The organism is Alkalibacterium sp. f15 (assembly GCF_049389645.1).
In the GTDB taxonomy this organism is placed as follows: Bacteria; Bacillota; Bacilli; order Lactobacillales; family Carnobacteriaceae_A; genus Alkalibacterium.
On record NZ_CP186540.1, the window covers coordinates 657,711 to 671,177 of the forward strand.

The 13,467-nt window shown below is 37.8% G+C and carries 14 protein-coding genes; 2 read left to right on the forward strand and 12 right to left on the reverse strand.

Annotated elements, in window-relative coordinates:
* Window positions 1-4: 4 nt before the first annotated feature.
* Entirely contained in the window at window positions 5-421 is a 417-nt protein-coding gene (locus ACO1PF_RS03265) for a hypothetical protein (RefSeq protein ID WP_423189927.1), read from the forward strand.
* A 70-nt stretch (window positions 422-491) separates the two neighbouring features.
* Here the strand turns inward: ACO1PF_RS03265 and ACO1PF_RS03270 are convergent, their stop codons facing one another.
* From ACO1PF_RS03270 to ACO1PF_RS03285, 4 genes are all read right to left on the reverse strand, one after another.
* Window positions 492-1,448 carry an aromatic acid exporter family protein gene (locus ACO1PF_RS03270; RefSeq protein ID WP_423189928.1) on the reverse strand — a complete coding sequence of 319 codons (957 nt, stop codon included), beginning with the start codon at window positions 1,446-1,448 and terminating at the stop codon, window positions 492-494.
* 70 nt (window positions 1,449-1,518) lie between these two features.
* On the reverse strand, window positions 1,519-3,114 hold the full coding sequence (locus ACO1PF_RS03275; protein ID WP_423189929.1) for an ABC1 kinase family protein: 1,596 nt from the start codon (window positions 3,112-3,114) through the stop codon (window positions 1,519-1,521).
* Between the two features lie 66 nt (window positions 3,115-3,180).
* Window positions 3,181-3,483, reverse strand: a complete 303-nt coding sequence (locus tag ACO1PF_RS03280; RefSeq protein ID WP_423189930.1) for a phasin family protein — start codon at window positions 3,481-3,483, stop codon at window positions 3,181-3,183.
* 88 nt (window positions 3,484-3,571) lie between these two features.
* Window positions 3,572-4,483 carry an aldo/keto reductase gene (locus ACO1PF_RS03285; protein ID WP_423189931.1) on the reverse strand — a complete coding sequence of 304 codons (912 nt, stop codon included), beginning with the start codon at window positions 4,481-4,483 and terminating at the stop codon, window positions 3,572-3,574.
* Window positions 4,484-4,774: 291 nt separating this feature from the next.
* Here ACO1PF_RS03285 and spx point away from each other — a divergent pair, with 291 nt between their 5' ends.
* A complete protein-coding gene (gene spx / locus ACO1PF_RS03290; protein WP_423189932.1) occupies window positions 4,775-5,185 on the forward strand; it encodes a transcriptional regulator Spx in 411 nt (136 codons plus the stop codon).
* A 46-nt stretch (window positions 5,186-5,231) separates the two neighbouring features.
* On the opposite strand, the gene ACO1PF_RS03295 is transcribed toward spx, so the two are convergent.
* From ACO1PF_RS03295 to ACO1PF_RS03330, 8 genes are all read right to left on the reverse strand, one after another.
* Window positions 5,232-5,696 carry a YrhK family protein gene (locus tag ACO1PF_RS03295; RefSeq protein WP_423189933.1) on the reverse strand — a complete coding sequence of 155 codons (465 nt, stop codon included), beginning with the start codon at window positions 5,694-5,696 and terminating at the stop codon, window positions 5,232-5,234.
* Between the two features lie 201 nt (window positions 5,697-5,897).
* Complete coding sequence (locus ACO1PF_RS03300; protein WP_423189934.1) at window positions 5,898-6,839, reverse strand: D-ribose ABC transporter substrate-binding protein; 942 nt, start codon at window positions 6,837-6,839, stop codon at window positions 5,898-5,900.
* Window positions 6,840-6,883: 44 nt separating this feature from the next.
* Entirely contained in the window at window positions 6,884-7,849 is a 966-nt protein-coding gene (locus tag ACO1PF_RS03305) for an ABC transporter permease (protein WP_423189935.1), read from the reverse strand.
* The gene (locus ACO1PF_RS03310; RefSeq protein WP_423189936.1) at window positions 7,846-9,330 is read right to left on the reverse strand and encodes a sugar ABC transporter ATP-binding protein; all 1,485 of its coding nucleotides are present in this window, start codon (window positions 9,328-9,330) and stop codon (window positions 7,846-7,848) included. Before ACO1PF_RS03310 ends, ACO1PF_RS03305 begins: the two co-directional genes overlap by 4 nt.
* 12 nt (window positions 9,331-9,342) lie before the next feature.
* Window positions 9,343-9,738 (reverse strand): D-ribose pyranase, encoded by a 396-nt coding sequence (gene rbsD / locus ACO1PF_RS03315; protein WP_423189937.1) that lies wholly within the window; start codon window positions 9,736-9,738, stop codon window positions 9,343-9,345.
* The gene (rbsK, locus tag ACO1PF_RS03320; RefSeq protein ID WP_423189938.1) at window positions 9,713-10,618 is read right to left on the reverse strand and encodes a ribokinase; all 906 of its coding nucleotides are present in this window, start codon (window positions 10,616-10,618) and stop codon (window positions 9,713-9,715) included. The genes rbsD and rbsK overlap by 26 nt, the downstream gene beginning before the upstream one ends.
* A gap of 3 nt (window positions 10,619-10,621) precedes the next feature.
* Entirely contained in the window at window positions 10,622-11,599 is a 978-nt protein-coding gene (locus ACO1PF_RS03325) for a LacI family DNA-binding transcriptional regulator (RefSeq protein ID WP_423189939.1), read from the reverse strand.
* A gap of 532 nt (window positions 11,600-12,131) precedes the next feature.
* The gene (locus ACO1PF_RS03330; RefSeq protein WP_423189940.1) at window positions 12,132-13,457 is read right to left on the reverse strand and encodes a 6-phospho-alpha-glucosidase; all 1,326 of its coding nucleotides are present in this window, start codon (window positions 13,455-13,457) and stop codon (window positions 12,132-12,134) included.
* Window positions 13,458-13,467 lie beyond the last annotated feature (10 nt).

The window sequence follows — 13,467 nt, forward strand, 5'->3', positions numbered from 1 at the left end:
AAATATGCCTTTCATATTTGTATGGCTCATTCAACTATTCATCTTTTTTGCTATCGTTTCGTCAGTTGCCTCTTTCTTGACCAAAGCTACTAAGAGAGTCAATACTCAAGCAAATCGAACAGATCCAAGTAAGATGGAAGTTCCAATACACAAGGTCGAGACAACGAAACGCAACGAACAGAAACCTGTAAAAACAAATAATCGTCCCGTTCGTGAAGAAAGATATACTCGAACACCAAGAGTAAGAGACACGATACGTCAAAAAAACAAACCAATGATCAAAGATGTAGTGACGATAGAAGATCCTTATCGGGCTGCAGAGAAAAAAGTGATATCCACTTTATTCAACAGAAAAAGTTTGAAACAGGCGGTTATTTACAAAGAAATACTGGATAAACCTATATCCATGCGTGATGAATAAACAATAAAAAAGGCTACAAACAAGAGACGCTGACTAGTATAGTCAATCACTCTCTGTTTGTAGCCTTTTTTTATCCTGATGGAGAAACAAAGAAATCTCTTTTGATTTCAATGAAGCGTTCAATATCTCTTAAAATTTGAAACAAGGTCGCTCGACTTTCAAATTCATCTCTAGTTTTCGGCAAATCAGATTGTCTAAAATATCGATACAAGGTGGAAATATGTTCAAGTAATGTCAATCCTGTATTTTTTTCGTGTAGTTGATCAGCAATCTCATTAAATAAATGAGCCAGCACTTTGTTCTGTTCAGTTTCAAGTTTTACAGCGGTTATATTTTGAATCATTACTTTTGATAAATCTAGCTGCCGTTTTCTCATTTGAGTGTAGCGAATGTAATAATCATTTTTATTGGTTAAATGGTTTTCATAATCCATAAAAGCAGTTTTTTCTGTTTCATTCAGCAGTTTTGTTAATTTACGTGCTTTCGTTTCAAGAGAAATCTGATCTGTATTTTTGAGCAAGTATGAATGAAACAAACCTAGAAACTCACGTAATTCTTCTTCAATTAAATCAATTTTCTGATTAAGATCTTTCTCGTAAGAGGGCATCCATAAATTAAACCCAACGGCCACAATTACCCCGATGGCCATTATCAATAACCCGTTCACCTGCCAATATAACGCAATGCTTTCAGCAACGACAAAATGTGTCACAAGAACGGAACAAGGCGCAATCCCAGATTGAAGATTATAACGATAGGCAATCGGCACATAAAACAGTAAATATAAACTGAAAGATACGACTGAATAACCTAGAACATAAAAAACAATAGAAGCAACAAGAAATGCTAAAATGGTGGAACCTAAGCGTGCAAACGCAGTGGAAACAGATTCCTGTTTGGTATCAAGAACGCTTAAAATCGCTATGATTCCTGCCGCTAGAGGATACTCAAGATTCAGTGCCTGGGCAATAAGTATTGAAATAAATGTAGCCATGACCATTTTTATCGTTTTATTCTTGATAGTCATGCCAGCTGTACTCCTTTTCTTTTCGGTCATTTAATTTATAATTTTTAATCGTTTATTCCGATTGCCTTCGTCATAAGGTCCCCGATTTGATGATCGATATCAGTAACCACAATCCCATTATTCCTGCTCCAATAAATATAATAATAGCAAATAACGAAACACCCGTCGCTTCTGCCATCACAAATATTATAGCTGACGCTAAAACTAGAGCTGCAATAATGACCGCAAACACTAACCGATTAACCATCTTATTCACTTCACGCCATTTTGATTCAAAGTGAACTAAATCAATATGCACCATAAGTCGACCATTATTAACTGTGTCTAAAGCACGCTTGATTGAAGACGGTAATTTAATCGAATCTGTTGCTAATTGATAAGCGCTCAGTTTTAATTTTTCAGCTGAAAATGAATCGAGTATTTTTATATCGTCACTTGCCTTGATATAATTCGATGCAATCTCCATAATATTTATATCAGGATACAAATCACTTACGACACCTTCAATTATGGTTAATGATTTTGCCAATAAAATAAAATCATTGGGCATGACCATTTTATATTTACGTGTGACATGCAGGACATCTGAAAAGAAGATGCTTAAGTTTATTTGACCAAAACTTTTAGAGACATAAGACTGATAAAAATCATGCAGATCTTCCGAAAAGGCAAACCGGTCAATCTTTTCTTTGGTAATAGCCATCTGCAACAATAAGTTCATTAACTGATCAATGTCTTCAAACACTATGGCACGCATCATTTTGATCAAATTATTTTTTACCGTTTCCGATAACTCTCCGATTATCCCAAAATCGATGAAAACAATTTGTTTGTTCCGTAAAATAATATTCCCAGGATGTGGATCTCCATGAAAATACCCATCTTTAAATACTTGAGATAAAAACGAATAGACTAGTTTTTCTGCTATATCTTTTTTTACATAGCCTTCTTTTCTTATTTCCTGAAGATTTAAACCTCTAATTCCTTCCACATGATCTTCGACAAGAACACGCTTGGACGTATACGCTAAATAAGGTGTTGGAACCGCTACAGCATCAATTTCAGTATTTAATCGTTTAAATTTGATGAGTGCCTGTCCTTCATTTCTAAAGTCCAGTTCTCTTTTTGTCGTTTCTTCAATTTCTTTAACGGCTGCTTCAACGTCTACCAGCATTTCCTTAACTGCTTCCGGAGCCATAGAAACAATACGTGAAAACAATTTAATATCGCGAAGTAGATTTTCTTCAATTTCTGGACGTTGTACCTTAATGACGACATCTTCCCCAGATAGCATTCTGGCTTTGTGGACTTGTGCAACAGATGCACTGGCTATCGGTGTTTCATTGACCCATTCAAACACATCTGAAAGTGGTTCCTTGAAGTCTTCTTCAAAGATTCTCTCTATTTCGGAATAGTTAAAAGGAGGGGCATCATCTCTCAGCTTGGACATTTCTCTTATGTAACTCGGAGGCAATAAATCTTGACGTGTCGATATGATCTGACCAATTTTTATAAAACTCGGTCCAAGCTCTTCAAAAGCTAAGCGCAAGTTTGTTGCATCCTGTTCCTTATGCTTCGTCCTTACACGTGTACGGTAAATATGACCAAAACCATAAGATGCCAAAACGCTGGCGATCTCTGTTAAACGTTCCCGATTGCTTTTCATTGACTTGCCTCCTTTCTAAAAGATAAAAAGTGGTGCTGACCAAGGATATGATCAACACCACTAACCTTATGCATCAGTAGATTTATTATCTAGTTTTCTTTCCAGTTCTTTTACTTTTTCCTCTAGATCATCTATATCCTGTCTTTGAGCCACATTCATTTCCAGCAATACCGCCTCGAGTGTTTCTTTATCTTGTGATGTCAGGGTGCTGTTTTTCTTCTGTATCAATTCTTCGGTTAATTTTTTACCCTCAGATACGGTCAACTTCCCACGACTGACTAGTTTGTCTACTTGTTCAACAGCTTTATCAAATGCTATGGCGGTAGATCCAACTCCAATCAACAGTGCTTTTCTGATATCTTCTAACATATTAAAACCCCTCTCGTTAATTTACAATTGTATTATATCATTCATTTCTTCTGATGTCAGATTTTTAGAACAGAAGAAATAAAACCAATTAAGGTACTGTATTTCCTGCAGCGCGATAGATGCTATACCATTCTTCGCGTGTTATAGATACTCCTGATGCTTTGGAATAATTTTTTATTCTTTCTGGCGTCATCGTTCCTAAAATGACTTGCATTTCAGCCGGATGACGAAGTAACCAGGCAATGGACATGGCTTCATTATCTAGACCATATCGTTCGCCAACTTCTGTCAGTTTGTCATTCACTTCTTGATACTCGGGATTATTCAAGAAGACACCTTTTTCACTGTGAACAGGTGACCATGGTTGAACAGTCATATTATGAACACGGCTATAATCCAATATAGCACGGTCATGATCAATTGAATTTTCATTTTTAGTGTTTACGTGCACACCCGCATCAATCATGCCTGTATGCATCACACCCAATTGAAGTTGATTGGCTATTAAATCTTGTTTGACATATTTTTTCAACAGTTCAACTTGAAGCGGACTATGATTGCTTACCCCAAAATGTTTTACTTTACCTGATGAGTGTAATATATCGAAAGCTTCTGCTACTTCTTCTGGTTCCACTAAAGCATCTGGACGATGGAGCAGAAAAACATCTAAGTATTCTGTATCTAATCGATCGAGTATTTTTTCTACTGATTCAATAATATGATTTTTAGAAAAATCATAAAATCCAGAGCGAATCCCAGCTTTTGACTGTAACAATATATCTTCTCTTTTAATAGATGTTTTCTTTAAAGCTTGTGAGAAACGCTTTTCGGATTCTCCTTTTCCGTATATATCAGCATGATCATAAAAATTTATACCTTCATTATAGGAAGTTTGGATTACTTTAGCTGCATCTTCAAGACTCAACTTATCCATACGCATACACCCTAAAGCGATTTCAGAAACATTTAAATCTGATTGACCTAATTTTATTTTTTTCAATGTAAACCCTCCAAAAATATTAATATATCTTAATTGTACACTCTTTATTTGAATAATGCTAAAATTACACAGATAGAAACAATTGACTTTCAAATTCAAATGTGACAAACATATGACAAAAAGGTTACTTATTTTAAATTAGTGTAAATGTGACTAAAAAGTGTCGAACCCTATTGCTTTTTTTAAAAAACTATCTAAAATAGTAATTGTAACAAATTGTTCACAATGTTCTAATTATCTTAACCTGTGTACATACACTCTCAATGAGACTTTTGAAAGGGGTCATAACTTATGATTACATTATACGTATCTCCAAGTTGTACATCTTGCAGAAAAGCTAAAGCATGGTTAGAAGAACAGGACTTACCATTTAACGAAAAAAACATTTTTCATGAACCGTTAACTAAGAATGAGATCAAACAGATACTTAGTTTGACAGAAGAAGGTACGAGTGAATTGATTTCTTACCGTTCACAAGCGTATCAAACTTTATCTGTTGATATTGAAGACTTATCTATGAATGAATTACTGGAATTATTCACTGCACAACCTAGTTTGATTCGTCGTCCAATTATTTTAGATGACAGACGCTTACAGATTGGTTATAACGAAGAAGAGATCAGATGCTTCTTACCAAGAAAAATTCGTGAAATCGAACTTGCTGAGATCCATCGTCAACTAGCTGTTGACGACTCTGCCTAAGAAAAACGAGTAGATTGATCATCTACTCGTTTTTCTTAGTGCTTTCTTAATAATAGTCGTTGTTCCCACTATCTATTTCTTCTGATTCGTCCTCACTTTCTCCATTATCAGTTTTCACTTCAACTTCTTTCGTCGGCTTATCTTTTTTACTTGATTCTCCATTCTCATTATCTTCACCTAATACTTGTTCTCTGTAGTCTTTTTCCTTGTAGAAAAAAACATTATGTGTAATTCTCAATATCGGTCTCATGAGCAGGAAAAAACTAGCAAAGATATACAAATAGCTTCCCACTAATTCAAGCTCTGTGAACGTTTGAACCAGGCTCCCTGATAAATATAGTACACCAGTAATTATATCGTTAGTTAAAGAAATGATCGTATAGTAATTTTGAAAATATAATCGAAATCCCCCGACTTTTACAATGACATCTGAATCTTTAGCAGGATCGACATCATGTTCTTTTGTCTCGATTTGAGGTTTAGGAGGTTTAGGAGGCATTTTAGGTTTCATTATTTTTCACCTTTCACTAGACTAATTATTTATAGAATAGCAAAAGAAATGAAGCAAGTCATCAGATATGACTTGCTTCATTTCTTTAATAACATTATTTTGCTTCGCATAATCCATTCATATTTATACAAAAACATGCAAAAAAAGAACTCGTAATTTTAAACGAGTTCTTTTTTTGTAATCTAACTATTCTGTTTGAACTTATTCATTTATGATTATTTCTAAAGGTGATGCAATGTATTCTTCAATCTCTCCACCTTCGAAATATTCATAGGCTGTTTCCATTGCGATACGACCCATTTCGTCTGGTTGCTGTGCAATGGTTGCATCCAAGCGTCCTTCTTCGACGGCTGCTAAAGCATCATCGTTTCCATCAAAGCCAATGACTATAATATCATCTGCTAATCCAGCAGCTTCAATTGCTTCGATTGCTCCTAATGCCATTTCATCATTTTGTGCAAAGACTGCTTCAACATCGGAGTTGCTTTGCAACATATTTTCCATAACTGTCAAACCTTCTGAACGATTGAAGTTAGCAGTTTGACTATCCACCACGTCCAATCCGTCTTCTGCAACGTTCATGAACCCTTCTCCACGCTCACGTGTAGCGGAAGCTCCAGGTACACCTTCTAATTGAACAGTTACTGCACCTTCACCAACTAGATCGATAATACGCTGGGCAGCCATTTCTCCACCTTCTACGTTGTTAGAAGCGACTAACGTAACTACTTCTCCACCTTCACTTGAACGGTCAATAGTGATAATAGGTATACCTGCACTGTTTGCTGATTCAATTGCTGGTTCGATCGCTGCGGAATCAACTGGATTGATAAGCAAAACATCCACGCCTTGTTGAATCAAGTCATTGACGTCGTTCAATTGTTTCGCTGTATCATCTTGCGCATCTACAGTACGGACATCCGTTCCTTCTGCTTCAGCAGCAGTTTCGACACCTTCTTGCAGTGAAACGAAGAAAGGATTGTTTAAAGTGGAGAGCGATAATCCAACGACCATTTCGTCACGTTCCACACTTTCTATGCCTTCCTCACCATTATCTCCCGTGTCGTTACCTTCTAATCCAGTTGTACCACAAGCTCCTAAAAACAATGCAGATGCTCCAAACAAAGCGATTAATTTTTTCATTTTTATTTCCTCCTAAATTTTTTATATTTTATTTATCGTTTTTATTAATCATTCTTACGGTCTAACAAGACGGCGATAATGATAACGATCCCTTTAACCACTTGTTGGTAAAAACTGGAAACGCCGATTAAATTCAAGCCGTTGTTCAAGGTTCCGATGATTAGTGCACCAACAAGCGTGCCAAACAAGCGACCACGCCCACCAGAAAGACTGGTTCCACCTAAAACTACAGCTGCAATAGCATCTAATTCATAAGACGTACCAGCAGTTGGTTGAGCTGAATTTAAACGAGAAGTTAAAATTAAACCCGCTAATGAGGCCATCAAACCAGAAATTGAGTAAACAGCTATTTTAATCCTATCACTTTTTATCCCCGCTATATAAGCCGCATTTTCATTCCCTCCTATCGCAAAAGTTTTTCGACCGAATGTCATCTTGTGTAAAATGACATATAAAATACCAAAAGCAATTGCCATTAAGACAACTGGAAAAGGAATACCGAAGAGATAACCTTTACCGATAAATTGGAAGAAAAAGCTACCACCAATTCCTGTTATAGGATTACCGTTTGTATAAACTAAAGTTAAACCACGATAAATGGTCATCGTTGCTAAGGTTGCAATAAAAGGAGCTGTCTTTCCTTTAGTAATCAACGTCCCATTCACTGCACCCAAGAGCGCTCCGATAATTAAAGCAGCAAGTGTTGCTATAACTGGGCTCCATCCCCCCGCAATCAGACCTGCACCTAACGCACCACTCAGTGCTAAAGTGGATCCAACTGATAAATCGATCCCGCCTGTAATAATGACGAATGTCATCCCAAAGGCAATCAATCCGTTAATAGATACTTGTCGCAGTAAATTTAGGATATTTCCCATTTGAATAAAATTAGGATTCATGATCGTTACAAAAATCATCAATACAATCAAGGCGAAAAATGGTCCTAACTTCCTTATTAGCTCACTCCGTTTTTCTTTTTTCTTTTCTATGTTGCTTGCTTCTGTATTCATTTGTATCCTCCTGTCGCTAACGTCATAATTTTTTCTTCAGATAAATCTGCCTTATCCATTTCACCGGCTACATTTCCTTCGTGGATAACTATCACACGGTCGCTGATTCCGATAATTTCAGGTAAATCACTTGATACCATGATAATACCCACACCCCGCTCAGCTAATTCTTTCATTAAGACATAAATTTCACGTTTAGCACCTACATCGACTCCTCGAGTTGGTTCATCAAGAATAAGAACACGTGAACCTGCACCGATCCATTTAGCTAAGACAACTTTTTGCTGATTCCCTCCAGAAAGGGTCTTCACCGGGACTTCCCCACTTACTGTTTTCACAGTGAGCCGTTTTATTAATAGATCCGCGAAATCTTTTTCTTCTTTCGTGTTTATCCAACCGCTATGACTAAATTCTTCGATCGATGGTAAAGAAATATTACCTCTCAATGAATCATCTAAAATCAAACCTTCTTCTTTGCGGTCCTCTGTTAAGAAACCAATACCTTGTCGAATAGCATCTGAAGGTGACTTAACGTCAATTTCTTTATCATCTAAAAATAATTGTCCGGAAGTTAATTTATCTATGCCAAAAATACCACGCATAATTTCTGTTCGTCCGGCACCCATTAACCCAGAGAAGCCTAAGATTTCTCCTTGGCGAACGTGAAAATTGATGTTTTTATAAACTTTACCGTCGCTCAAATCTTTCACTTCAAATAGAATGTTACCCTTCTCTGTTTTGATATCTGGATAGTAATCTTCCAAATCTCGTCCTACCATTTTTCGAACAACTTCATCAGTATCTGTTTCGACAGTTGGTTTCGTGTCTACGCTGACCCCGTCTCGCATAACGGTTATGCGGTCACTGATGGCAAAAATCTCTTCCATTCGATGTGAAATGTAAATGATTGCTACATTCTTCGCCGTTAATTTTTTGATTGTAGTAAACAAGACTTTAATTTCACGGTCCGTCAAAGCCGCTGTCGGTTCATCCATGATGACAACTTCTGCATTAGACATCAGCGATTTAGCGATTTCAACTAATTGTTGCTGACCTACGGATAACGTTTGCATTCCACGGTCTAGATCAATATTCACTCCTAATTCCTTAAACAAATCACGAGCGATTTCACGCATTTCTTTTGTTTTGATCCAACCCCAGCTGGTTTTCTTCTCTCGTCCCATAAACAAATTTTCCAAGACCGTTAAATAAGGCCAAGTAATCATTTCCTGGTGAATAAAGCTGATGCCTTGTTCTTCGGCACGTTTCGGATTCTCAAAGGTTCGTTCTTCCCCATTGATTATAATGGTTCCTGAATCATACTTGTGTAAACCGGTTAAGATGTTCATTAAAGTAGATTTCCCAGCCCCATTTTCGCCCATCAAAGCGTGTACTTCGCCGGAATTAATATCTATATTGACACCTAAAAGCACTTTATTGCTACCAAAACTTTTTACGATGTCTTTCATTTGAATTTTCACTGCATTCACCTCCTAAAAAATAACACCAGATTGTAAAATAATGTTTGAATACGGTGTAGCTTCGCCTGTTCTTATTATTGCTTTTACTTTTTGTGATTTCACTTTTAACTCTTCATGAGAAAGCCACTCCATTTCGATTTCACCCGATAATTTGTTGATGGCTTTTAATTGTTCAGGATTTTTCTCTTTGATTTCTTTTGCTAACATGTATTTCTCGACCTGCATTTCTTTTAACAAGACCGCCAAGATATGAATGAATTTAGGTTCTCCAATTTCAATTGCCAGATCAATTTTTTTAACATTTTCAGGAATAGGCAAACCACAATCTCCAATCATTATTTGATCAGTATGACCTAAATCCGCCAATGCCTTACTGATTTCACTATTTAAGATGCCATTCTTTTTCATACTTCTCGCTTCCTTTCATTTCATCTATAGTTGGGATACCCGTTTGGGCACCCATCTTCTGAATGGACAACGAGGCCGCTAAATTACCAAAACGAATACTTTCTTCTATAGTTAATCCATTTGACCAAGCGACTGCAAACGCCCCGTTGAACGTATCGCCAGCACCCGTTGTATCGACAGGCACCACTTTGTTCGCTGGGACCAGCTTCACTTTTTCCCCGTCATGATAATAGACGCCTTCAGATCCCGCCGTAACTAATAATTTATTAGGATACCGTTCCAATACCTCTTCCATCTTTTCACCTGGAAATAATACAGAAAATTCTGTTTCATTAGGAGTGATGAAGCGTACCTTCTCAATAGCTTCAGCACTCAATCTTCTTGCAGGTGCGGGATTGTATAATACCGGAACCTGCATTTCTGTACAGACACGAACCAATTCTTCAATCGCATCCACCGGAACTTCATTTTGAACAACAACCAAGTCGCTCGTTTTCAAATCTTCTCGCGCCATAGCGATTCGTTCAGGTGTTAACGCGTTATTTGCTCCCGGAATATAGATAATGGCATTATCACCATCTTGAATCGTGATAACTGCCGAACCAGAAGGAAGATGTGTAACCCGTTCCACATTATTTAAAAAAATTTGGTTTTCTTTCAAGTTCCGTTGGAGTTCTTCTGCGAACGTATCGTTTCCTACTGTTCCTATCATAAATACATCAGCACCTAAGCGAGCGGCAGCTACCGCTTGATTCGCTCCTTTACCCCCAAAAGCAGTGGAAAAATTTTTCCCTTCGACTGTTTCACCAACTTGTGGTCGTTTGTCTGTCTCAATGACAAAATCCGTTGAAATACTACCTACTACTGTGATTTTCACCATTCATTACTCCTCACTTTCTCTTAAAGAATCTCGAACGACGAGTTCAGGATCCAACTTTATTCGTTTGTTACTGATCGTATCTTTCTTAATTCGGCGAACCAGCAAATCTGCAGCTTGATATCCTGCTTGAAAGGCCGGCTGAGATATCGTTGTTAATCCCGGATACACTAATTGACTAAAGGGGATATTGTCATACCCAATCACCTGAATGTCTCGTGGTATCTGATAACCTCTCTGTTGTGCTTCTTTCATTACTGCTAGAGCAAACAAATCATTACTCGCGATGATGCTATTCATCTTGCCATGTAAATCAAAAATTTCTTTGGCAGTCGTTTCTGCTTCTTTAATTGTATACGATCCTGTTTCAAAAATTTCATATTCAACGTCAGTCGGATTCAATACGGATAAAATACCAAGTAAGCGATCAATTGCTCCAGGAACTGATTTAGGTCCTGCAATAATCAATACTTTGCCAGGCTTCCGATCAATAATAGCCTGAGCGGCTAGAATACCACCTTTAACATCATTGGTATAGACTGCATAGTCATCTCCCTCTAGTACCCGGTCCAGCATAACAATAGGCATGGGATGATGATGACTAAGTGTTCCTTCGACAGCTGACAAGACGCCCGCTACATTTTGTTGTGCAAATAATCTCATGTAATTATCCCCAGCTTTACTGCCTTCTTCGACATTACCCAGAATCACGCTGTACCCATTCTCACGGGCACTTTCTTCGATTCCTTTCATAAGTAACGGAAAATACGGGTTAGAAATATCCGGCAACAACAGTCCGATCATTTTGGACGTTTTCTGAAACAAAGAGCGTGCCACTTCATTGGGATAATAGTTTAATTCATTGATGGAAGCTTCTACTTTTTCCCGAGCTTTCTCGCTCACATACCCGTTTTTATTTAAAGCACGAGAAACAGTTGCAACCGATACTCCCGCATGTTTTGCGACCTCTTTAATTGTTACCATTATTTTCACCTACCTCGAATCCAATCATCTTCTTAGATCGATTACTACTGTTTAGGATTCCTAAAAAAATGAAACCTAGAATGTGTAACCGATTACAGAATAATAATATCATACTATACAGATAATGCAAGCGTTTTTATTCGAAACGACGAAAAAATTTTTTTTTCCGAACTATGGATTACGCTTTTAAGTTCTTCTCCACGTGCATTATAGGTTGAGAAGTCAAACAGTTGCTGATAACAGAACAATTATTCCAAACCTTAGCTACTTTTCCTATATCAAAATCATATTAAGCGTGCTGCTATACATTAAGTTTCTCTCCTATTGATTACAGCATTCCGTTTCTACGCCATTATAAACCAATTTCAAGTGATATCCACTACCATTTGTGGCACCACATTTTCTACTATATTCAATCTCATTCTGCCTGATTCGATTATCCCCTCTGATTTTTCCATAAGTAAAGGGCCGGAAAATTCCCGGCCCTTTACTTATTTTATTTAACTGACTTATCACTATCCATCAGTAAAAATTAATGTAATTCTGGCCAGTAACTTTTATTGGCTTCAATTAAATCATCTAGGATATCTTTAGCCACTTTCGCACTCGGAATAGTTTTCGATAATGTGAGCGCCTGCCATAATTTCAGGTAACTACCTTCAATATATGCTTCGACAACAAGTTTTTCTACTGTCACCTGCTGGAACATCAAGGCTTTTTCAAATGCAGGGATTTTCCCTTGAGTTAGTGGTTCCGGACCGTCGTTTCCGACGATACACGGCACTTCAACCATGGCGTCATCTGGAAAATTCGCGATCGCACCGTTATTTTCGACGATCATCAACATCCGTTCATGGGTGTTAAAGGCGATGGCACGTGCCAAATCAACGATAAAGGATGCATGACTATCGATGTGGAAGCCGCCCTCTACGGCAGTTCCTTTTTTGACAATATTGCGAGCCGCCGTGAAGACTTCTTTTTCTCGTCCATCCATGACTTCATTGGCACGCGTATAATCTGCGTTGGAATGAGCCACTTCATAGTCAGGATACAGGTAATATTTCAAGTACGTATTGGGTAAATAATGCGGATTGACTGCTAATATGTCTCTTGCTTTCTTGTGTGTTTCTTGCCAGCTCTGATCCATATGCTGCTTATCCACTTCGACTTTTGTCAAGTACCCATTTTCCGCAACGTATTCACGAATCTGATTGATATATTCATGTCCTTCTTTGTCTTTGACACTTGTCCACCAGCCAAAGTGATTCAACCCAAAGTAACGCACTTCCAAATCTTCAGGATTTTTTTCAATGATCTGAGACATTCTGCGCAAAGTTCCCACAGGCATATCACAAATATTCAACACTTTAGAATCAGGACGTAAGACACGACACGCTTCTGCCACAATGGCAGCTGGATTGGAATAGTTTAGCATCCAGCAATCCGGCGAATAAGTTTCCATATGATCTATGATTTCCATCATCCCAGTAATGCTGCGCATACCATAAGCGATCCCACCGGGTCCACACGTTTCTTGTCCAATGACACCATGGCGCAAAGGAATCTTCTCATCTTTTTCCCGCATATCGTATTTCCCGACACGAATATGGGCCATGCAGAAATCTTTGTCGCTGAACGCTTCTTTTGGATCAGTCGTATAAGAGAATTTCAAGTCTGGTGCTTGTTCTTTCAGCAAAATTTCTAAGGCTTCGCCTAATTCCGCTTGACGTTCTTTATCGTTATCATACAAAACTAATTCACGCATCGGAAAACGGTCCATATTGTCTAGCATCATCATAACGATTCCTGGCGTAAACGTGCTGCCACCACCGGCAATGACTACAGAAAACTTTTTCATAAATATTACA